This window comes from Pseudomonas trutticola BRTCR10, from assembly GCF_056155105.1.
The window spans coordinates 1-21,028 of record NZ_CM149552.1 but is presented as its reverse complement, the minus strand read 5'-3'; the positions used below and the strand labels follow the sequence as shown (position 1 = coordinate 21,028).

The window sequence follows — 21,028 nt, the reverse complement described above, 5'->3', positions numbered from 1 at the left end:
CAAGCCAGCGATGGCGGCGCCACAGATTTTCCCTGGAACACCAGAAAAGGAATCCACCGATGCTCGAATCCCTGGAAAAAATGCTCGCCAAGGGTGTGGATAACTCCCTGCTGCGCTTCGGCCTCGGCAAGGGTTATCTAAATCTGGGCGAAAACGCCAAGGCCGCCGAGCACTTCGAACGCTGTGTCGGTTTTGATCCGAAGTATTCAGCGGCGTGGAAATTGTTGGGCAAGGCGCAACTCGCGCTGGGCGATCACGCTGCCGCACGGCAGGCATGGGAACACGGTCTGGAAGCCGCGCGCGCCCATGGCGACAAGCAGGCCGAAAAGGAAATGACGGTGTTTCTGAAGAAGCTCGAGCGTCAGGCGCAGTGATCTTCACTAACAACAATACACCCCCTGTCTGTCCATTCCATCCATCTTTATTCGTAGCACTAGGTCACTATTTAAAAAAGATCTATTGGATATCTACCTTATTTACAAAAACTAGTTAAGATCAAAATAGATGAATAGCTTTTTACTTAAAGCTAACCACTCGCCACGCCTAAAATATAGAGCTTCATTCACAAACCAACTATTAATTGCATCCAACTCTAAAGCTTCATTAAAAAGCATACGCAATGCTGTCGTGCAAAAAAACCCATTAACATCAAAACAAAACTTTTCAAAAATCATTAATAGAATTAGAAACTATATATTTCGCCCCCCCATAGAAAAAAAAACAACCAGCGGTTACAATGCGCCATAATTTTATCGCGGTGTGACAATGTTCAAGAACGAAAAGAAAACAGAAAACATAGCTCGTAATATATTGAGAGACCTTAAATATTATGACATCGAATCAGAACTAACTATTGAAGAGCAAAATAGTGAGATTGACTCTGTCCGTCAACTAATGAAGAACGCAAGCAAATCTGGGGGAGCAGGACGAGGGTCGCCAGAGTTTATAATTAGCTCGGCTAAATCCCCTGATTTTATTTTGATAGTTGAATGCAAAGCGAGTCTTAAAGACCACCATAGCAATTTTGTAAAATCTATCTTGAACGGAGAAACCATTAAAGAGTCAGAAGACATAAAATTCAAGAGAATACAGAAGTATGCTGTTGATGGCGTATTACACTATGCTCGTTTTCTTTCAAAAAAATTTAACGTCATTGCCGTTGGAATAAGTGGCGAAACTCTTGACTCATCATTAATATCCACTTATCTCTGGCCAAAAAATAGCACAAAACCCAAAGAGTTAACTGCGAAAGCTGGAGCACCATTAAATCATTTTATTCCTTGGAATGATTACATTGAGACAGCGACTTTTGATCCTGCTGTACAGCGATTAAGATTTGATGAATTGATGGCGTTTGCTGCGGACTTACATGAGTTCATGCGAGACCATGCAAAACTTACAGAAAGCGAAAAACCTTTACTTGTTAGCGGAACATTGATCGCGCTGAGAAATAAAGCTTTTGTAGCATCTTATGATGTTCAAACCCCATTACAGCTGCAAAGAGATTGGATGCGGGTCATCCACGAAGAAATTCAGGCGGCTGATATTCCTCAAGCCAAAAAAGACAATATGGTTCAACCTTATTCAAGCATAGGAGTCCATCCCGAACTAGGCAAGTCAAATAAGGTATATCCGAAAGGTGTATTACACGAACTCATTGATAGACTTAACAAAAAAGTTTGGCCATTTATTAGTGTTTATCATGATTTCGATGTGGTTGGGCAGTTTTAAGGGGAATTCCTAAAATATACCGGTGGAGATAAAAAAGCGCTTGGTATAGTGCTAACACCTAGGCACATCACTGAGATTTTTGCGCTGTTAGCAAACGTGAATAAGAACAGTAAGGTCTTAGATATTTGTGCTGGCACGGGCGGATTCTTAATTTCCGCGATGCATCATATGTTTAAAAGTGCGACGACTGACGCTGAACGTAATAAAATTAGAAGTAAAGGTTTGGTTGGAGTAGAGCAACAACCAAGCATGTTTGCGCTGGCTGCATCAAACATGATTTTACGCGGTGACGGTAAGGCTAACCTGTATCAAGGTAGTTGCTTTGACAGCGCGATAGTAACAGCCATTAAAAAACATCGCTGCGATGTAGGGATGATAAATCCACCCTATAGCCAAAGCGATAGCGACCTACACGAATTACGCTTTATAAAAAACATGCTCGACTGTTTAACTACTGGTGGAACGGGGATCGCTATTGTACCTATGGGCTGTGCGCTTGGCTCAAACAAACTGAGAGCAGAAATACTGAAGTTCCATACACTAGAAGCTGTTATGTCAATGCCAGACCAGCTTTTCTATCCGGTTGGAACTGTTACATGTATCATGGTTTTTACAGCTCATAAGCCTCATGCCAGTGAAAATAGAAAAACCTGGTTCGGGTACTGGAAAAATGACGGTTTTATTAAAACTAAACATAAAGGTCGAATAGATCTAAATGAAGTCTGGCCGGAAATTCGGGATCATTGGGTAGAGTCATTCAGGAACCGTGAAGTGCATCCTGGCGAAAGTGTGCTTCAAAAAGTCACTGCGGACGACGAATGGTGTGCGGAAGCATATATGGCAACGGATTACGGCACCATAAAATCAACTGATTTTTCGAATGCCGTGCGCGAGCTTGCTTCCTACAAATTATCTAGAATCGTTCAGCACACAGGACACGATTTATTCCCTGAAGAATCAGGTTGGATTCCGTTCAAACTGGGTAGTCTCTTCGAGCTAAAGAAAGGAAAAAGATTAACAAAGGCCAATATGACAGATGGCGATACACCGTTTATTGGAGCAATTGAATCTAATAATGGCGTATCGAATTACATAGGTCAAACAGCACTACATCCTGCCGGTACAATAACTGTTAACTATAATGGGTCGGTAGCGGAAGCTTTTTACCAACCGGAACCATTTTGCGCATCAGATGATGTAAATGTTTTGTATCCTAATTTTGAAATGTCGCCGGCTGTAGGTATATTTATCTCGACATTGATCAGACGAGAAAAATACAGATTCAGCTATGGTCGAAAGTGGCACTTAGAACGCATGCGTGAATCAGAAATATACTTACCAACAGATGCTAATGGCGATCCGGACTTTTTGTTTATGCAGGAATATATCGAAGGCATGCCGTTTAGCGATCAGATAACCTAAAAACGACAAGAATTTATTTATTAATTCCAAGCACTAACTAAATGGTGCTTGGAAGCATTTATTAATCTCAACTCTCCGTCTGTTTACTATCAAACTTTTTAGTGATTTTTCTCTAAAAAATCTGTGAAATCTAGCTTTAAACAATGTATGGTTTATTACAACTTAAGCGCGTTGGCCTCTGTGTACAAACTTAAAAATTTCAGCAATTCAGTCCTGTGGGTTTTTCACAAAAACTGAAGACCGATGCCGTCGGCATCCACCGTCACCACTTCCATCCGCACCCGTGGCGCACCTGTGGGTAAACCCTGCACCTGGCCATAAACCACTGCGCCCTTGGGCAACGCCGCCAGACGCGGGTGCTGCACATATACCCCGACAGGCGTCAGATTGCGCGTCTGCCCGAGACATTCGCCGAAGCTGTCGTGGCTGATCTTGATGCGGAAGGATTTGCGTTGTTCGGACATCTTTCTGCGCCCTTCGATGAACGGGGTGTGGATAACCGCAGAATCCAGATCAAGAGATCGCGCCTGCGGCAGCTCTTACAGGTTATCCACAGAGTGTGCCAAGTGGGTCAGTACCAGCGCTCTTCGCCCGGCGGACGTTTCTTGAAGCGCTTCATGCTCCACATGTACTGGCTCGGATACGCCGCCACATAGCGCTCGACGACTTTACTCATCGCGGCGCATGACTCGGCGGTATCGGTGCTGTACATGGCCTCGGGCGCCGCTTCGAGGATCACTTTGTAGCCGGAACCATCGGGCAGGCGCAGTGCGTGGAGGAACACGCCGACGGCTTTGCCACCGGCCAACATGTTCGGCACGAATTTGCTGGTCAGTGCCTGAGTGGCGAAGAACGGCACGAAGATCCCGGCGGATTCGGCCGGTTCCGGGTCAGCGGGAATGCCCACTGCACCACCTTTGCGCACTTCCTTGATGACGCTGAGGATGCCTTCCTTGGTGGAGGCAGCGACTTTGTTGCCCAGTTGCACGCGCTGTTTGCGCAGCAATTCATCCACAGCCTTCAACTTTGGCGGGCGATAGAAAATGATCGGTTTGCACTGGCTGCAATAGAAGTGGTTGAGCACTTCCCAGTTACCCAGGTGGCTGGTGATGCCGACCACGCCTTTGCCCGAGGCCAGCGCATCCTTGAGGATGTCGAGGCCTTCGACTTCGCGCACCAGATCGATCGAGCGCTGTGCCGGCCAGATCCACGCGCAGGCGCTTTCGGTCAGCGACTTGCCGATGTCTTTCAGGCTCTGCCCGACCAGACGTTCACGCTCGACCGGGTCCATCTGTGGAAAACATTTGGCGAGGTTGATCCGCACCACGTCGCGGGAACGGTTGGGGGTTTTCCACATGATCCAGCCGATCGCCGAACCCACGGCCTGTACAGCCCGCCATGGCAGCAGGGCAAACAGCCGCAGAGCGCCTACCAGCAAGGCGCCTTTAAACTTTTCCACAGGTCACTCCTGATCTTGTGCTGTGCGCGAGGCGGCCATTCTAACCGCCGTTGGCGAGCTGCGCGTAGCGGTCGCAATCCTGCGTGTGATCCATGACCATGCCCGAGGCCTGCATCAACGCGTAGCAAATGGTCGGGCCGACGAAGGTGAAACCGACCTTTTTCAGGGATTTGCTCATCGCCAGCGCTTCGGGGGTGATCGCCGGGACTTCGCTGCGATCCTTGAAATGATTGATGATCGGTCGGTCGCCGACGAACGACCAGAGGAACGCCACCGGATCCTCCAGCGCCAGCCAGGCCTGGGCATTGCGCCGGGCGGCGTTGAGTTTGAGACGGTTGCGGATGATCCCCGGATCGAGCATCAATTCGTCGATTTCGGCGTCGCTCATCTGCGCCACGCGCTGTACGTCGAAGCCGAACAACACCTCGCGATAGCGCTCGCGTTTACGCAACACGGTGATCCACGACAGCCCGGCCTGGAACCCTTCGAGCAAAAGCAACTCGAACAAACCCTGCGCATCGCGTAGCGGCGTGCCCCACTCCTGATCGTGATAAGCCATGTACAGCGGATCTTCGGTACACCAAAAGCAGCGTGGCATAAGGCTCCAGGGGGTGGAGGTGCGACTGAATCGGGTATACTCCCGCTCTTTAAATCGCAGCCCAAGAAACAGGTGAATTTCGTGAGCCAGCCTACGCCAGCCGTGCGTACCTTCCAAGACTTGATCCTCGCGCTCCAGCAATACTGGGCCGAGCAAGGTTGTGTGGTACTTCAGCCCTACGATATGGAAGTAGGCGCCGGCACTTTCCACACCGCGACATTCCTGCGCGCCATCGGCCCGGAAACCTGGAACGCCGCCTACGTGCAGCCAAGCCGCCGTCCGACTGACGGCCGTTACGGCGAGAACCCGAACCGTCTGCAGCACTACTATCAGTTCCAGGTAGTCCTGAAGCCGAACCCGGACAACTTCCAGGAACTGTATCTGGGCTCCCTCAAGCATGTCGGCCTCGACCCGCTGGTCCACGACATTCGCTTCGTCGAAGACAACTGGGAATCGCCGACCCTCGGCGCCTGGGGTCTGGGCTGGGAAGTCTGGCTCAACGGCATGGAAGTGACGCAGTTCACTTACTTCCAGCAGGCCGGCGGCATCGAGTGCTACCCGGTAACCGGCGAGATCACCTACGGTCTCGAGCGTCTGGCGATGTACCTGCAAGGCGTGGACTCGGTCTACGACCTGGTCTGGGCTGACGGCCCGATGGGCAAAGTCACCTACGGCGACGTGTTCCACCAGAACGAAGTGGAGCAGTCCACTTACAACTTCGAACACGCCAACGTCGACAAGCTGTTCGAACTGTTCGACTTCTATGAAAGCGAAGCCAAGCGTCTGATCGAACTCGACCAGCCGCTGCCGTTGCCAAGCTACGAAATGGTCCTGAAGGCGTCGCACACCTTCAACCTGCTGGATGCGCGCCGGGCGATCTCGGTGACTGCGCGTCAGCAATACATTCTGCGCGTGCGCACTCTGGCGCGTTCCGTTGCGCAAGCCTACCTGCTGGCCCGCGCCAAGCTGGGCTTCCCGATGGCGACCCCGGACCTGCGTGACGAAGTACTGGCCAAGCTGGAGGCTGCACAATGAGTGCGCAAGATTTTCTGGTTGAACTGGGCACTGAAGAACTGCCACCCAAAGCCTTGAACACTCTGGCTGAAGCGTTCCTCGCCGGTATCGACAAGGGCCTGCAAGCGGCTGGCCTGAGCTACGAGACTAAAACCGTCTACGCCGCACCGCGTCGTCTGGCTGTGCTGATCACTGCGCTGGCTACCCAGCAACCGGATCGCAGCATCAACCTCGACGGCCCGCCACGTCAGGCGGCGTTCGACGCTGACGGCAACCCGACTCAAGCTGCATTGGGTTTCGCCAAGAAGTGCGGCGTCGAGCTGAGCGAAATCGACCAGAGCGGTCCGAAACTGCGCTACAGCCAAAGCATCGCCGGCAAGCCGACCGCAAGTCTGCTGCCGACCATCGTCGAAGATTCGCTGAACGACCTGCCGATCCCGAAACGCATGCGTTGGGGTGCGCGCAAGGAAGAGTTCGTGCGTCCGACCCAGTGGCTGGTGATGTTGCTCGGTGACCAGGTCATCGATTGCACCATCCTCGCGCAGAAGGCTGGCCGTGATTCGCGCGGTCACCGCTTCCATCACCCGCAAAGCGTACGCATCGGTTCGCCGTCGAGCTACCTGGCTGACCTGCGTGCCGCTTATGTACTGGCCGATGCCAACGAGCGTCGCGAGATCATCAGCAAGCGCACCGAAGAGCTGGCCACCCGTCAGGAAGGCACGGCAATCGTTCCGCCAGCGCTGCTCGACGAAGTGACCGCGCTGGTCGAATGGCCGGTGCCGCTGGTGTGCTCGTTCGAGGAACGTTTCCTCGACGTACCGCAGGAAGCGCTGATCACCACCATGCAGGACAACCAGAAGTACTTCTGCCTGCTGGATGCCGACGGCAAGTTGCTGCCACGTTTCATCACTGTGGCCAACATCGAAAGCAAAGATCCGCAGCAGATCATCGCCGGTAACGAGAAAGTGGTTCGCCCACGTCTGACCGACGCCGAGTTCTTCTTCAAGCAAGACAAGAAGCAGAAGCTCGAAGCCTTCAACGATCGCCTGCAGAACGTGGTGTTCCAGGAAAAACTCGGCAGCGTCTACGACAAGGCCGAACGCGTTTCCCGACTGGCTGCGTACATCGCCGCACGCATCGGCGGCAACGCCTCGTGGGCTGCCCGCGCAGGCCTGCTGTCGAAGTGCGACCTGGCCACCGAAATGGTTGGCGAGTTCCCGGAGATGCAAGGTGTTGCCGGTTACTACTACGCCCTCAATGACGGCGAGCCGGAAGACGTCGCGCTGGCGCTCAACGAGCAGTACATGCCTCGTGGTGCCGGCGCCGAACTGCCAGCGACCCTGACCGGTGCAGCCGTTGCGATCGCTGACAAGCTCGACACGTTGGTCGGGATCTTCGGTATCGGCATGCTGCCAACCGGCAGCAAAGACCCGTATGCCCTGCGCCGTGCGGCACTGGGCGTGCTGCGCATCCTGATCGAGAAGAAACTGGATCTGGACCTGAACGACGCCGTGGCTTTCGCCGTGAATGCGTTCGGTGCCAAGGTCAAGGCGGCCGGTCTCAACGAAGCAGTACTGGAATTCATCTTCGACCGTCTGCGTGCGCGTTACGAAGATGAAGGCGTCGATGTCGCCACTTACCTGTCGGTTCGTGCCCTGAAACCAGGTTCGGCGCTGGACTTCGACCAGCGTGTGCAAGCGGTTCAGGCCTTCCGCAAACTGCCGGAAGCGGCAGCGCTGGCGGCGGTGAACAAGCGTGTTTCGAACCTGTTGAGCAAAGTTGAAGGCTCGGTGCCGACTGTGGTTGAAGCCAAATACTTCGACAACGCCAACGAGTTCTCGCTGTACTCGGCGATCCAGCAAGCGGATCAGGCAGTGCAGCCTATGGCCGCAGCGCGTCAGTACAACGAATCGCTGGCACGCCTGGCGGCATTGCGTGAGCCGGTCGATGCGTTCTTCGACGCGGTGATGGTCAATGCCGAAGATGCCAAGGTTCGAGCCAACCGTTACGCGCTGCTGGCGCGTCTGCGTGGCTTGTTCCTCGGCGTTGCCGACATTTCGCTGCTGGGTTGAGGGATTGCTGTTGAAACTGCTGATTCTCGATCGGGACGGAGTGATCAATTACGACTCCGACGCTTACATCAAGTCAGTGTCGGAGTGGATTCCGTTGCCCGGCTCGATCGAGGCGATTGCGCAGTTGAGCAAGGCCGGCTGGACGGTGGCAGTGGCTACCAACCAGTCGGGCATTGCTCGCGGCTACTACGACCTCGCCACCCTCGATGCCATGCACGCGCGCCTGCGCGAGCTGGTGGCGGAGCAGGGCGGTGAAGTCGGGCTGATCGTGTATTGCCCGCATGGGCCGGATGAAGGTTGCGATTGCCGCAAACCGAAACCGGGCATGTTGAAAACCATCGCGGCGCATTACAACGTGACGCTTGAGAATGTCTGGTTCGTCGGCGACAGCCTTGGTGACCTGGAGGCCGCCAAAGCCGTCGATTCACAGCCAGTTTTGGTAAAGACCGGGAAAGGCGAAAAGACTCAGGGCAAAACCCTGCCGGTTGGCACTCTGATTTTTGACGATCTGGCGGCGATTGCCGCAGAACTTATCCACAACTAGAGTACTTCTGACATTCCTGACCAGGATTGATCGGGAGTGCGCTTGAACAGTCGGGCATTGCCCCGTAACGGTAAACGTCGCCATGTCGATACTGCGGGCCTTCAGAATTTTCCTTTTTTACCTGCTGCTGGGCACCACGTCCTTGCTGTGGTGCAGCCTGAGCTTTTTCATCGCGCCCTTTCTGCCGTTCAAGGCGCGATATCGTTTTATCAACGTGTACTGGTGCCGTTGCGCCTTGTGGTTGACCAAGGTGTTTCTGGGTATCCGTTACGAAATCAAAGGCGCGCAAAACGTGCCTGACCGGCCCTGCGTGATTCAGTCGAACCACCAGAGCACTTGGGAGACATTTTTTCTCTCCGCTTATTTCTCGCCGTTGAGCCAGGTGCTCAAGCGCGAATTGCTCTATGTGCCGTTCTTCGGCTGGGCCATGGCCATGCTGCGGCCGATTGCCATTGACCGCGATAACCCGAAAGCTGCGCTGAAACAGGTCGCGGCCAAGGGTGATGAGCTGCTCAAGGATAACGTTTGGGTACTGATCTTCCCCGAAGGTACACGCGTGCCCTACGGCACTGTCGGCAAGTTCTCCCGCAGTGGTAGCGCTTTGGCGGTGAATGCGGCGCTTCCGGTACTGCCGATTGCACACAATGCCGGCAAGTTCTGGCCGAAAATCGGCTGGGGCAAGAAGTCCGGTGTGATCACCGTGGTCATCGGTGAACCGATGTACGCCGAAGGCACTGGGCCTCGCGCTATCGCCGAGCTGAATGACCGGGTGCAAGCCTGGAACGAGAAGACTCAGCGCGAAATGGGTTCGCTGCCACCAGCCCCGCAGGCACCGGCCGCAAATGATCAGATCGCTGTCTGAGATTTTGTGGATAACCTGTGTACGGTTTTGTTGAAAAGGCTTGAATATTGAAATTAAGTGATTGAATTGCTTATATATTTCTCAAGCTCATAAAACACCGTAAAAGGTGCATAAGTTTTTTTCGGAAGTAAAAAAACCGGCTGATATAGCCGGTTTTTTTGTGCCTGCTTACTCGGCAATCAACGGCAGCTCAAGCACGAACGTTGTGCCTTGATCGACCACGCTGCGGCACTCGATCCGGCCGCCATGGTGATCGACCACAGCTTTGACCATCGACAGGCCCAAGCCGACGCCATCGATGCCTTGGGCTGAGGAAAACCGCCGGTATTGAATAAACAGATCGGGCAGCTCTTCGGCGGCAATGCCTTTGCCCTGATCACTCAGTTCAACGCGCAACACGTTGCCATCGCAGCGGACCTGCAGGTGAATCGTGGTGTGAGGTCCGCTGTACTTGATCGCGTTTTCCAGCAGATTGAACAGCGCCCGGGTCAGCAGTCCTTGATCAGCCAGCACTAGGCGCTCTTGAGAAGGTTCATCCATGTCGTGCAGCAGCTCGATGCTTTTCTGTTGGGCAATCGGCAACGCCTGATCCAGCACATCGAGTACCAGCATCGCAAACAGGCTTGGCTGAAACTGGTAAGTCTCGGACTCCGCCCGCGCCAGCAATACGAAGCCATCGGTCAGCGACAGTGCGCGGCGCACCTGGCGTTCGATCTGTTCGAACAGCGGCGCATCCGCGCCAGCCTGATGGCGATGGACATCGAGCAACGCGAGGATGGCCGAATGGGGGGCGCGCAGATCATGGGAAAGAAAGCGCAGCAAAACGCTGCGTTGCTCTTCGGCCGCACGCTCGGCACTGAGGTCGGTCAGACTCAGCAACCAGCCGATGGGCGTATCGCCGTCCACCGGCAACAACGCCGCGCGCTCCAGGCGCAGGCTGCGTTCCTTGTGATCGCGGAACTCCAGCAGGGGCAGGGCGGATAACGACGGGCGGGCGGCAGTGGACAATTCGGGGTAGCCGAGTTGCGCCAACTGATCGAGCACATCGTCGCCCACCAGAGGGTTATCAAACAGGTTTCGCGCCTTGCGATTGCCTAACAGAATCTGCCCTTTGGGGTCGCTGATCAGCGTGGCGACCGGCAGGTATTCCAGACCGTCAGCGATAAAACGCCGCGTATCACGGGTGCGGCTCATCGCTTGTTCAAGCGCCATGATCTGTCCCTGCAGGCGATCAGCGCCCGTGAACTGCGCGCGACGGCGTTCCGGGAAGACTTTCGGTTCATTGTCCAGCCGTGCCAACTCCCAGCCAAAGTAGGTCAGCACCACGCTGAGGCGTCGCCAGTTCCAGATCAGGTAGCCGAACAGCATGCCCAGCACGGCTGGCGTCGGTGACCACCACCGCCGCATCTCCGCCAATCCAGCACTGGTCATCAGCACACAAGCCATACCGATCAGCGTCACCCAAAGTGCCAGACGCGGGCGCCATAACAATAGCCCGAGAACGCACGTCACCAAACCCACGGAAAGCACGGCGCCCAACCCCGGTGACGCGTCATGCAGATTGACCTGCGCCCGGTACGACAACAGCGCAGTCAGCGGTAACAGCACTAGACTTATCCACAACCACTCGCGCACCAACTGGCGGAACAGTCGCTGCACCTGGCTTGGTTCGCGGCTTTCGTGCCGTCTGCGGTCATTCATGGGAAAAAGGGCAGGGCAATGTGAATGGTTTCATGGGTCACTGGTCTGAGACATGACCCGAAGAATCATAGCGGACGTCGACCAACGGCGGGCCGCTTACTTTCATGGCTAGGCCCGAGCGACTAAGGTTTACGGCCAGATGCCCCAGCAACAAGGAACCACCGCGTATGCGCGTTGCGATACTGGACGACGAACCCGCCGAACTGCGCCGGGTCGAGCAGACTCTGCAGCAAATGGTCGAAGCCTCCGAACAGCCATGGTCGCTGCACAGCTTCGAGCGCGGTGAAGACCTGCTGCGACAACTGCGCCGGGAAACCTTCGACCTGCTGATCCTCGACTGGCAATTGCCTGATCTCACCGGTCTGGCGTTGCTGCGCTGGACCCGCGAACACATGGAAGCGCCTCCCGCAGCGATCATGCTCACCAGCCGCGATGGCGAAAGCGATATCGTCCAGGCGCTGAATGCCGGCGCCGACGACTACGTGAGCAAACCGTTCCGGCCCAATGAGCTGAAAGCGCGAGTCGCTGCAGTATTGCGTCGGCACAATCTGTCACGCAGCGCCGCGACCGAGGTGCTGAGCTTCAATGACCTGACGTTCGACGACGCCGAACTGACGGTCACCCGCGAGGGCAAACCCATCGTGATGACCGAGCGTGAATATCGACTGGCGCGCTGCCTGTTCAGCAATCTTGGCCGACCGTTATCACGGGATTACTTGTATGAGCGCTTCTGGCCCCATGAAGAGATGGCCTCGTCACGGCCACTGGATACGCATATCTACCGGCTGCGTAACAAGCTGGGGCTGACGGCCGATCGCGGATGGCAGTTGCTGACAATTTATGGGTACGGGTATCGGTTGGAGAGTGTGGCGACTGCACAAGAATGAAGATCAAAAGATCGCAGCCTCCGGCAGCTCCTGCACGAGATCAATGCAGGCGCTGCTATCTCTTTTTACTGATCAATGAAACGTCAACCCGAGCAACCCGATCGCCAGCTTTCGTTCATCCACACTCATCCCCAGTTCGTGTGGGCTGATCGCCAATGGAAAATGAAACTGGATGCGCAAGACACCTTGCTGCGCAACGAGCTGCTGCACCTGCGGCGGGAGCACGACATCGATCTTGTTCGCGCTGGCTTGGGTCAGGCTGGTGGAGAGCACCGCAACATCATTGATGCGGATATCCACCACCTGGCGCGGATGTGATTGCGCCAGGAAGGCGTTGGCTTCCAGCGACAGCGAGGTCACACGACCGGCGGGTCTCAGAATGATTTCCGCATCTGAACCCACAGACCCGGTACCCCAGGCATCAGAAACCCACCAGCCTGTACCCAGACCGGCGGCCCCCGAACTGCTGTCGGTGAACTGAATTTTTTCACCCGGCTGGAAAGTCGGGATCAGCTCTTGAGGTTGTACTGCCTTGATGGCGGGACAGTCGGCACAACGCTTCCAACCCGGTGCCAAAACATAAAAATCGTCAATTCTGGCCAGGATATCGGCAGTGCGATCCAGCTTGACCGTTGCTTGCAGCGCCGACCGCTGGTCCAGTACATACAGGGTGTCGGCATCATACTTTCCGGACTCGACGGTCCTTTCTGCGGCACGCTGAGCAGCTTCCTGCGCCACCGCGCTGACCCGTCCCAGATAAACGGCATCCGTTGCCAGATGATATTTGCCTGCATAGTCGGCCAGTGTCATCCAATGGACGGAAAAGTTTTGCGGACTCACCCATCGCACGTTCTGATAATGCGACGCCGCGCTGCGCCAGAAAGGATCGACTAACGGGGTTTTCCATTCCTTGCTCGGCGAAGCCATCATCAGATGGCTGCGCGTGTTTGCCCAGCCTGCACGGGTATCGGCCACTTGAGCGACCACCGCCAGCGCCAACAATACGATCGCCGCATGCGGTCTGGTTCCTCGGGCCACCAAGAAAACCACCGCGAAAATCGCCACGTACATGACCGGCCAGATCATCCGACCCGATGCGCGGAAGATACCCGCCATTTCAATGAAGGCGTCCGGCAACCAATAGTCGAATTCGTATGACGCGATCCCGACCTTGTTGGAGAGCGCAAAAATCATCAACCCGACCAGCGCGAGCATCAATATCCAGCGCTCGTGTATGGCGGCCATCACTCCGTTGTTCTTGCCGGACAACATGAGCGGCAACGCGCAAACGAGGAGTAACATCACCCCCAGCCCCGGGAAGGCCATGCCATCTCCATCGCCGGGCACTCCGGGGAAATCCCTCAGAACATACGACCACCCGCCAGGGTTGAAGAAGGTCAACGCATTCGCCCGGAACAGCCCAAACCCGACGGAGGCCAGACCAGCTCCCTTGATCGTGAAGTAGCCCGCCTGCCAGCAGCACAATCCCGTCAACAACAAGAGGCCGAACAACTCGGCAACTGCCTTGCCCGATCTCAGTTGGTTTTTGAGGGTTCGGTACAGAAGATCGGCGAACCAGATCAACGCAATCATGACCAGCAGATAAGCATGGACCAGAGCCGATGCAGCCAGCAGGGCTCCCCAGGCCAGAACGCGCTTGTCATTTCCACGGCGTAGCGTCAGGTATAACGCGGCGAGGATCAGGAAATGTCCGGAAAGGGATAAATGGACACCCATGCGCGCAATCATCGCCGGGTTGAAGAGAAACAATGCCGCGCCCAACAGACGCACTGTCACATTGCTTGTGGCCAGCCCCATCAGTTTCCAGGCAAACCAGCTCTGCAGCACAAAACACGTCAGCAACCAAAGCCCGAAGTACTGGAACGGCTCGGGAAGCAGCGAAGCGAACGGTTTGAAGATAAAGGCAAACAGCGGATTGGAATCCGAGAAGATGATCGCGCTGCCCAGCTCCAATCCATAGGAAGGATTGAGCCCCAGCGGAATCGACCAGGGTGCATGCCTGAAAAACGCCCACCCCAGGTAATGCGTCGCCGGATCACTGTGGCCCAGCCATGCAATGTTTTCCGGGTTTAGCGCCCTTGGCCCCACGACGATAAAAAATGCCAGAACGCCCATCAGCAAAGGCAAGAGATTAACCGGCAAGCGTTTAAGCAGATCCTTCATCGATACACGTCCATTCGTCATGCGCCAACATCAGAGGCTGGAATCGAGGCTGCATCGTACGCAAAAAAAAGCCCGCTTGCGCGGGCCTTCTTCTGGCTTGGCCGGCCAACCCTTTGGGGTGGCCGAACCGTCACGGGTGTACCGGATCAGAAATCCAGATTGGACACCGCCAGGGCATTGCTCTCGATGAAGTCACGGCGAGGTTCGACCGCATCACCCATCAGGGTGTTGAAGATCTGGTCTGCGCCAATGGCGTCTTCGATGGTGACTTTCAGCATGCGGCGCACGCTTGGGTCCATGGTGGTTTCCCACAGCTGATCCGGGTTCATTTCGCCCAGACCTTTGTATCGCTGGATGGTGTGACGCTTGGTGCTTTCGGCCATCAGCCAGTCCAAAGCTTCCTTGAACTCGGTGACCGCTTTCTTGCGCTCGCCACGCTGGATGTACGCGCCTTCGTCGAGCAGGGTGCTCAGTTGAGCGCCGAGGGTGACGACGGTTTTGTAGTCGTTGCTGCCGAAGAAGTCACGGTTGAACGTCACGTAGTTCGACAGGCCGTGGGAGATCAGTTCGACTTCTGGCAGCCACACGCCACGTTCACGATCTTCACGCAGGCTGGCTTTGTAGACCAGGCCGGACTTCTCGTTGGTGCGCAGGCGGACTTCGTACTGGGCCAGCCAGTCCTGCATCTTGGCGTGGTCGCCAAGCATTTCCAGGCTCACGGCCGGCAGATAGATGAAGTGTTCGGTCAACTCCTGCGGGTACAGGCGCGACAGGCGCTTGAGGGTCTTCATCACCATGCGGAAGTCGTTCACCAGACGTTCCAGCGCCTCACCGGAAATGCCCGGGGCCTCTTCGTTCAGGTGCAGGCTCGCATCTTCCAGGGCCGACTGCGTCATGTACTCTTCCATGGCGTCGTCGTCTTTGATGTATTGCTCTTGCTTGCCTTTCTTGACCTTGTACAACGGCGGCTGGGCGATGTAGATGTAGCCGCGCTCGATCAGCTCCGGCAACTGACGGAAGAAGAAGGTCAGCAGCAGGGTACGGATGTGCGAACCGTCGACGTCAGCATCGGTCATGATGATGATGTTGTGATAACGCAGCTTGTCGATGTTGTACTCTTCGCGACCAATGCCGCAGCCCAGTGCAGTGATCAGCGTGCCCACTTCCTGGGACGAGATCATCTTGTCGAAGCGTGCTTTCTCGACGTTGAGGATCTTGCCTTTCAGCGGCAGGATCGCCTGGGTCTTGCGGTTACGTCCCTGCTTGGCAGAGCCGCCCGCGGAGTCACCTTCCACGAGGTACAGTTCGGACAGCGCAGGATCTTTTTCCTGGCAGTCAGCGAGCTTGCCCGGCAGGCCGGCGATGTCCAGCGCGCCTTTACGGCGGGTCATCTCACGGGCCTTGCGCGCCGCTTCACGGGCACGGGCCGCGTCGATCATCTTGCCGACAACCAGTTTGGCTTCGTTCGGGTTTTCCAGCAGGAAGTCGGAGAAGTACTTGCCCATCTCCTGCTCGACCGCGGTCTTCACTTCGGAAGACACCAGCTTGTCTTTGGTCTGCGAGCTGAACTTCGGGTCCGGTACTTTCACCGAGATGATCGCGGTCAGGCCTTCACGGGCATCGTCACCGGTGGTGGCGACTTTGTGCTTCTTCGCCAGACCTTCCTGCTCGATGTAGTTGTTCAGGTTACGTGTCAGTGCCGAACGGAAGCCCACCAGGTGAGTACCGCCGTCGCGCTGCGGAATGTTGTTGGTGAAACACAACAGGTTCTCGTTGAAGCTGTCGTTCCACTGCAGGGCGATTTCCACGCCGATGCCGTCTTCACGCTGGATGTTGAAGTGGAACACCTGGTTGACCGGAGTCTTGTTGGTGTTCAGGTATTCAACGAACGCCCGCAGGCCGCCTTCGTACTTGAACAGTTCTTCCTTGCCGCTGCGCTCATCCTTGAGGACGATGCCAACACCGGAGTTGAGGAAGGACAGTTCACGAATGCGTTTGGCGAGGATGTCCCAGCTGAAGTGAATGTTCTTGAAGGTTTCGCTGGAAGCCTTGAAGTGAATCTGAGTGCCGGTGGTTTCGCTGTCGCCAACGATCGCCATCGGTGCCTGAGGTACGCCGTGGACGTAGGTCTGTTCCCAGATCTTGCCGCTGCGGCGAACGGTCAGTACCAGTTCTTCAGACAGTGCGTTCACTACCGACACACCTACACCGTGCAGACCGCCGGATACTTTGTAGGAGTTGTCGTCGAACTTACCGCCAGCGTGGAGGACGGTCATGATGACCTCGGCGGCGGAAACGCCTTCCTCTTTGTGCACGTCTACCGGGATGCCACGACCGTTGTCTTTAACGGTGATGGACTCGTCCGGGTGGATGATGATGCTGATGTCGTCGCAATGGCCGGCGAGGGCTTCGTCGATCGAGTTGTCGACCACCTCGAACACCATGTGGTGCAGACCGCTGCCATCGTCGGTGTCACCAATGTACATACCGGGACGTTTGCGTACGGCATCCAGGCCTTTCAGCACTTTAATGCTCGTTGAGTCGTACGTATTTTCTTCGCTCAATGCCTTCACTCCCGATGGTCGTGGGTCTGGGTGATACGGCCCTGTTCCACGTGGAACAGAGCGACTGGCGTTTCCGTCTGCCAGCCTTCCCTCAATAATTCGTGATCTACACAGGTGATGAACACCTGGCAGCGTAAGTCTTCCAGCAAGCGGCACAGCGCGCGACGGTGGCTCTCGTCCAGTTCGGACGGCAAGTCATCCACCAGATAAATACACTGACCGCGTCGGGCCTGGCTGACCAGATGCCCCTGGGCAATCCGCAATGCACAGACCACCAACTTCTGCTGACCCCGGGACAAGATGTCCGCGGCGTTGTGTGCGCCCAATCTAAGACGCAAATCAGCCCGTTGCGGTCCGGCCTGGGTATGACCCATTTGCTGATCCCGTTGCAGGGACCCGGCCAATACGGCGCTCAATTCCCGGTCTTTGTCCCAGCCTCGGTAATAGCTGAGCGTCAAACCTTCAAGCTCAACCAGTTCGCTCAAGGTTTGTTCAAAGACTGGTTTCAAGGCTTTGATGTAAGCGCGGCGGTATTCATCGATTTCAGCGCTGGCCTGGCACAGTTCCCTGTCCCAAACCGCTTGCGAAACGGCGTCAAGTGTACCATGCCGCAGCCAGGAGTTTCTCTGGCGCAAGGCCTTCTGCAAACGCTGCCAGGTCGCCATAAAACGCGGTTCGACGTGGAACACGCCCCAATCGAGAAACTGCCGGCGAATCTTCGGCGCACCTTCCAGCAGGCGGAAGCTGTCGGGGTTTATCAACTGCAGCGGCAGGATCTCCGCCAACTGCGCAGCACTGCGGGCATTCTGGCCGTCGATGCGGATCTGAAACTCGCCCTGACGGTCACGTGATATCCCCAATGCACTGTGGCCACCCTCGGCCAGCTCGACCTGACCGAACACGGTACAGGCGAGTTGCTCGTACTGGATGACCGGCAACAGGCGCGTGCTACGAAACGAACGGGCAAGCCCCAGCAGATGAATGGCTTCCAGAACACTGGTTTTGCCGCTGCCGTTGGCGCCGTAAAGGATGTTGATGCGGGGGGAGGGGGAGAAGGTCACCGGGTGCAGATTGCGCACCGCGGTGACCGAAACACGACTTAAGGACATCCAGGGTCAGCTGATTACAGACGCATCGGCATGACAACGTAAGCCGAGTCGTCATTGTCGGACTCTTGCACCAGCGCACTGCTGTTGGAGTCGGACAGGATCAGGCGAACCTGCTCGGTGGTCATCACGCCCAGCACGTCGAGCAAGTAGCTCACGTTGAAGCCGATTTCCAGGGAGCCGCCGTTGTATTCAACGCCCACTTCCTCTTCCGCTTCTTCCTGCTCCGGGTTATTGGCCTGGATCTTCAACTGACCGCTGGCCAGTTGCAGACGAATACCACGGTACTTCTCGTTGGACAGAATCGCTGTACGGCTGAACGCTTCACGCAGAGCCTGACGATCGCCGAGCACCAGCTTGTCGCCGCCCTTCGGCAGAACGCGCTCGTAATCCGGGAACTTGCCGTCGACAAGTTTCGAGGTAAAGGTGAATTCGCCGGTGGTAGCGCGGATGTGGTGCTGGCCCAGAACGATGCTGACGTTACCGTCTGGCTCGGTGAGCAGACGCGCCAGTTCGAGAATACCTTTGCGCGGCACAATGACCTGGTGACGATCCGGCTGACCGATATCGGCTTTCATCGAGCACATGGCCAGACGGTGCCCGTCGGTAGCCACAGCGCGGATAATGCCTTCGGAAACTTCGAGCAGCATACCGTTGAGGTAATAACGCACGTCCTGCTGAGCCATGGCGAAGCTGGTGCGTTCGATCAGGCGACGCAGTTTGCTTTGTTCCAGGCTGCAAGTCAGCGAACCCGGACCTTCTTCGACAGTCGGGAAGTCGTTGGCCGGCAGAGTGGACAGGGTGAAACGGCTACGACCGGCCTTCACGACCAGCTTCTGCTCGTCGACCTTGATATCGATCAGCGCATCGTTGGGCAGGCTTTTGCAGATGTCCATCAGCTTGCGCGCAGGCACGGTGATGGAGCCTGTTTCAGCCGGCTCTTCGAGTTGCACACGACCGACCAGCTCGACTTCCAGGTCGGTACCGGTCAGCGACAATTGCTGGCCTTCGACAACCAACAGCACGTTGGAGAGTACCGGCAAGGTCTGTCGGCGCTCGACGACGCCTGCGACCAGTTGCAGGGGTTTCAACAGGGCTTCGCGTTGAATGGTGAAATGCATGGTCTAGTCCCTTGCCTTAATAAGCTGCGCTGGTGTTCATCAAGTGGTCAGTGTACGCAGCAGGTTCTTGTAGTCCTCGCGGATGTCCGCGTCGGATTCCTTAAGTTCGTTGATCTTGCGGCAGGCGTGCAAAACCGTCGTGTGGTCGCGACCGCCAAACACATCGCCGATTTCCGGCAGGCTGTGGTTGGTCAGTTCCTTGGACAAGGCCATGGCCACTTGACGCGGACGCGCCACCGAGCGCGAACGGCGCTTGGACAACAGGTCCGAGATCTTGATCTTGTAGTACTCGGCGACGGTTCGCTGAATGTTATCCACAGAGACCAGTTTGTCCTGCAATGCCAACAAGTCTTTCAGGGATTCGCGAATCAACTCGATGGTGATGTCGCGACCCATGAAGTGCGAGTGGGCGATCACGCGTTTCAGCGCACCTTCCAGCTCACGGACATTGGAGCGAATTCGCTGGGCAATGAAGAATGCGGCGTCGTGTGGCAACTCGACTTTGGCCTGATCGGCCTTCTTCATCAGAATCGCGACACGGGTTTCCAGTTCCGGCGGTTCGACGGCAACCGTCAGACCCCAGCCAAAACGCGATTTGAGGCGTTCTTCCAGGCCTTCAATTTCTTTCGGGTAGCGGTCACTGGTGAGAATGACCTGCTGACCACCTTCAAGCAGGGCGTTGAAGGTGTGGAAAAACTCCTCCTGCGAACGCTCCTTGCGGGCGAAGAACTGAATATCGTCGATGAGCAATGCATCCACCGAACGGTAGAAACGCTTGAACTCATTGATCGCGTTCAGTTGCAGCGCCTTGACCATGTCGGCCACGAAACGCTCGGAATGCAGGTACACGACCTTGGCATTCGGGTTCTTCTTTAATAGATGGTTACCCACCGCGTGCATCAAGTGGGTTTTACCCAGGCCGACGCCGCCATAAAGGAAGAGGGGGTTGTAGCCGTGCTTGGGGTTATCCGCCACTTGCCAGGCCGCCGCGCGGGCGAGCTGGTTGGATTTACCTTCGACGAAGTTTTCAAAGGTAAAAGTGCGGTTCAGGTAACTGGTGTGCTTGAGCGCGCCTTCAACCTGAACAGTGCGCTGTTCGGCGCGAACCGGTGCCTGTTGCGAAGCGGCACCGGACATCGGGTCGAAACTGTCGCGAGACGGTTCATCGCTGATTTCGGGGCTTTTCTGCGTCGAGCGCTTGGCCGCCGGTGCTGGCGACTGAACGGATGGCGTACTCACAGGCGCGGCATTTGCCTGGGCCTGGGACACCTGCGCAGCAGCCAGCGGCGCGTTCGGTGCAGCACGCGGAGCCGAACTGCGTTTGCTGCCTATTAATAAGGAAAGCGCCGGCGCCATGCCGTTGCCGTGCTCATCCAGCAGTTCAAGGACACGGCCCAGGTACTTTTCGTTGACCCAGTCCAGCACAAAACGGTTCGGTGCGTAGACGCGCAACTCGTCGCCTTCGGCTTCGACCTGTAGTGGACGGATCCAGGTGTTGAATTGTTGGGCAGGCAGCTCCTCGCGCAAAAGCTCCACGCACTGCTGCCAAAGTTCCACTGACACGGATATCCCCTAAGTTGAAAGCCGGTGAGGCAAAAACAAGCGGCCATTGTAGCGGCGAGCCGCCCACTTATCCACATGCAGGTTGTGCGGTCACCATGATTTATCAATGCGTTAACCGGGAAAAAGGCGACCAACGGTGTGTGAATAAGCTCTGTGGATAACCGCCTCTGAGGGCACTGGACAACTGGGGGCGAAACTCG

17 protein-coding genes and 1 pseudogene are annotated in these 21,028 nt (G+C 56.0%); 9 read left to right on the top strand and 9 right to left on the bottom strand.

All coding sequences use genetic code 11. From position 1 onward, the window contains the following. The first annotated feature begins 59 nt into the window (after nucleotides 1-59). The 4 genes and pseudogenes from ACVVH8_RS00090 to ACVVH8_RS00075 all read left to right on the top strand — a co-directional run bounded on the left by ACVVH8_RS00090 (nucleotide 60) and on the right by ACVVH8_RS00075 (nucleotide 3,153). Complete coding sequence (locus tag ACVVH8_RS00090; protein ID WP_475227881.1) at nucleotides 60-374, top strand: tetratricopeptide repeat protein; 315 nt, start codon at nucleotides 60-62, stop codon at nucleotides 372-374. Nucleotides 375-765: 391 nt separating this feature from the next. Then, nucleotides 766-1,731 (top strand): hypothetical protein, encoded by a 966-nt coding sequence (locus ACVVH8_RS00085; RefSeq protein WP_475227878.1) that lies wholly within the window; start codon nucleotides 766-768, stop codon nucleotides 1,729-1,731. Nucleotides 1,732-1,755: 24 nt separating this feature from the next. Further along, nucleotides 1,756-2,472: pseudogene (locus tag ACVVH8_RS00080) on the top strand (HsdM family class I SAM-dependent methyltransferase); the annotation flags it as partial. Nucleotides 2,473-2,568: 96 nt separating this feature from the next. Next, complete coding sequence (locus ACVVH8_RS00075) at nucleotides 2,569-3,153, top strand: restriction endonuclease subunit S (RefSeq protein ID WP_475231252.1); 585 nt, start codon at nucleotides 2,569-2,571, stop codon at nucleotides 3,151-3,153. Between the two features lie 224 nt (nucleotides 3,154-3,377). On the opposite strand, the gene ACVVH8_RS00070 is transcribed toward ACVVH8_RS00075, so the two are convergent. From ACVVH8_RS00070 to ACVVH8_RS00060, 3 genes are all read right to left on the bottom strand, one after another. Beyond that, complete coding sequence (locus ACVVH8_RS00070; RefSeq protein ID WP_475227876.1) at nucleotides 3,378-3,617, bottom strand: PilZ domain-containing protein; 240 nt, start codon at nucleotides 3,615-3,617, stop codon at nucleotides 3,378-3,380. Between the two features lie 107 nt (nucleotides 3,618-3,724). Next, a complete protein-coding gene (locus ACVVH8_RS00065; protein WP_213027097.1) occupies nucleotides 3,725-4,612 on the bottom strand; it encodes a lysophospholipid acyltransferase in 888 nt (295 codons plus the stop codon). Between the two features lie 40 nt (nucleotides 4,613-4,652). Further along, nucleotides 4,653-5,210 carry a DNA-3-methyladenine glycosylase I gene (locus ACVVH8_RS00060; RefSeq protein ID WP_475227874.1) on the bottom strand — a complete coding sequence of 186 codons (558 nt, stop codon included), beginning with the start codon at nucleotides 5,208-5,210 and terminating at the stop codon, nucleotides 4,653-4,655. Between the two features lie 81 nt (nucleotides 5,211-5,291). Between ACVVH8_RS00060 and glyQ the strand changes: the two genes are divergently transcribed. The 4 genes from glyQ (at nucleotide 5,292) to ACVVH8_RS00040 (ending at nucleotide 9,702) form a co-directional block, all read left to right on the top strand. Further along, the gene (gene glyQ, locus ACVVH8_RS00055) at nucleotides 5,292-6,245 is read left to right on the top strand and encodes a glycine--tRNA ligase subunit alpha (protein ID WP_025112261.1); all 954 of its coding nucleotides are present in this window, start codon (nucleotides 5,292-5,294) and stop codon (nucleotides 6,243-6,245) included. Then, the gene (glyS, locus tag ACVVH8_RS00050) at nucleotides 6,242-8,296 is read left to right on the top strand and encodes a glycine--tRNA ligase subunit beta (protein ID WP_315444905.1); all 2,055 of its coding nucleotides are present in this window, start codon (nucleotides 6,242-6,244) and stop codon (nucleotides 8,294-8,296) included. The genes glyQ and glyS overlap by 4 nt, the downstream gene beginning before the upstream one ends. Before the next feature lie 4 nt (nucleotides 8,297-8,300). Then, on the top strand, nucleotides 8,301-8,840 hold the full coding sequence (gene gmhB, locus ACVVH8_RS00045) for a D-glycero-beta-D-manno-heptose 1,7-bisphosphate 7-phosphatase (RefSeq protein WP_177431363.1): 540 nt from the start codon (nucleotides 8,301-8,303) through the stop codon (nucleotides 8,838-8,840). Between the two features lie 82 nt (nucleotides 8,841-8,922). Next, nucleotides 8,923-9,702: a lysophospholipid acyltransferase family protein gene (locus ACVVH8_RS00040; RefSeq protein WP_475227871.1), complete on the top strand. Its 780-nt coding sequence runs from the start codon at nucleotides 8,923-8,925 to the stop codon at nucleotides 9,700-9,702. A gap of 168 nt (nucleotides 9,703-9,870) precedes the next feature. On the opposite strand, the gene ACVVH8_RS00035 is transcribed toward ACVVH8_RS00040, so the two are convergent. Further along, entirely contained in the window at nucleotides 9,871-11,403 is a 1,533-nt protein-coding gene (locus ACVVH8_RS00035) for a sensor histidine kinase (RefSeq protein WP_475227869.1), read from the bottom strand. A gap of 167 nt (nucleotides 11,404-11,570) precedes the next feature. On the opposite strand from ACVVH8_RS00035, the gene ACVVH8_RS00030 reads away from it, so the two are divergent. Then, nucleotides 11,571-12,290 (top strand): response regulator transcription factor, encoded by a 720-nt coding sequence (locus tag ACVVH8_RS00030; protein ID WP_103302872.1) that lies wholly within the window; start codon nucleotides 11,571-11,573, stop codon nucleotides 12,288-12,290. Between the two features lie 72 nt (nucleotides 12,291-12,362). On the opposite strand, the gene ACVVH8_RS00025 is transcribed toward ACVVH8_RS00030, so the two are convergent. The 5 genes from ACVVH8_RS00025 to dnaA form a co-directional block, all read right to left on the bottom strand. Beyond that, on the bottom strand, nucleotides 12,363-14,474 hold the full coding sequence (locus tag ACVVH8_RS00025; protein WP_475227866.1) for a DUF6311 domain-containing protein: 2,112 nt from the start codon (nucleotides 14,472-14,474) through the stop codon (nucleotides 12,363-12,365). Between the two features lie 146 nt (nucleotides 14,475-14,620). After that, nucleotides 14,621-17,038 (bottom strand): DNA topoisomerase (ATP-hydrolyzing) subunit B, encoded by a 2,418-nt coding sequence (gyrB, locus tag ACVVH8_RS00020; protein ID WP_103302957.1) that lies wholly within the window; start codon nucleotides 17,036-17,038, stop codon nucleotides 14,621-14,623. A 5-nt stretch (nucleotides 17,039-17,043) separates the two neighbouring features. Then, entirely contained in the window at nucleotides 17,044-18,147 is a 1,104-nt protein-coding gene (gene recF, locus ACVVH8_RS00015) for a DNA replication/repair protein RecF (protein WP_007911886.1), read from the bottom strand. 14 nt (nucleotides 18,148-18,161) lie between these two features. Continuing rightward, entirely contained in the window at nucleotides 18,162-19,265 is a 1,104-nt protein-coding gene (gene dnaN, locus ACVVH8_RS00010) for a DNA polymerase III subunit beta (RefSeq protein WP_007911887.1), read from the bottom strand. 39 nt (nucleotides 19,266-19,304) lie between these two features. Then, nucleotides 19,305-20,828: a chromosomal replication initiator protein DnaA gene (dnaA, locus tag ACVVH8_RS00005; protein ID WP_103302870.1), complete on the bottom strand. Its 1,524-nt coding sequence runs from the start codon at nucleotides 20,826-20,828 to the stop codon at nucleotides 19,305-19,307. Nucleotides 20,829-21,028 lie beyond the last annotated feature (200 nt).

Bases quoted from the DNA above. Each gene is read 5' to 3' on its own strand.
- ACVVH8_RS00090 (WP_475227881.1), top strand. From the start codon at position 60: ATGCTCGAATCCCTGGAAAAAATGCTCGCCAAGGGTGTGGATAACTCC.
- ACVVH8_RS00085 (WP_475227878.1), top strand. From the start codon at position 766: ATGTTCAAGAACGAAAAGAAAACAGAAAACATAGCTCGTAATATATTG.
- ACVVH8_RS00075 (WP_475231252.1), top strand. From the start codon at position 2,569: ATGGCAACGGATTACGGCACCATAAAATCAACTGATTTTTCGAATGCC.
- ACVVH8_RS00070 (WP_475227876.1), bottom strand. From the start codon at position 3,617: ATGTCCGAACAACGCAAATCCTTCCGCATCAAGATCAGCCACGACAGC.
- ACVVH8_RS00060 (WP_475227874.1), bottom strand. From the start codon at position 5,210: ATGCCACGCTGCTTTTGGTGTACCGAAGATCCGCTGTACATGGCTTAT.
- glyS (WP_315444905.1), top strand. From the start codon at position 6,242: ATGAGTGCGCAAGATTTTCTGGTTGAACTGGGCACTGAAGAACTGCCA.
- ACVVH8_RS00040 (WP_475227871.1), top strand. From the start codon at position 8,923: ATGTCGATACTGCGGGCCTTCAGAATTTTCCTTTTTTACCTGCTGCTG.
- ACVVH8_RS00035 (WP_475227869.1), bottom strand. From the start codon at position 11,403: ATGAATGACCGCAGACGGCACGAAAGCCGCGAACCAAGCCAGGTGCAG.
- ACVVH8_RS00030 (WP_103302872.1), top strand. From the start codon at position 11,571: ATGCGCGTTGCGATACTGGACGACGAACCCGCCGAACTGCGCCGGGTC.
- ACVVH8_RS00025 (WP_475227866.1), bottom strand. From the start codon at position 14,474: ATGAAGGATCTGCTTAAACGCTTGCCGGTTAATCTCTTGCCTTTGCTG.
- recF (WP_007911886.1), bottom strand. From the start codon at position 18,147: ATGTCCTTAAGTCGTGTTTCGGTCACCGCGGTGCGCAATCTGCACCCG.
- dnaN (WP_007911887.1), bottom strand. From the start codon at position 19,265: ATGCATTTCACCATTCAACGCGAAGCCCTGTTGAAACCCCTGCAACTG.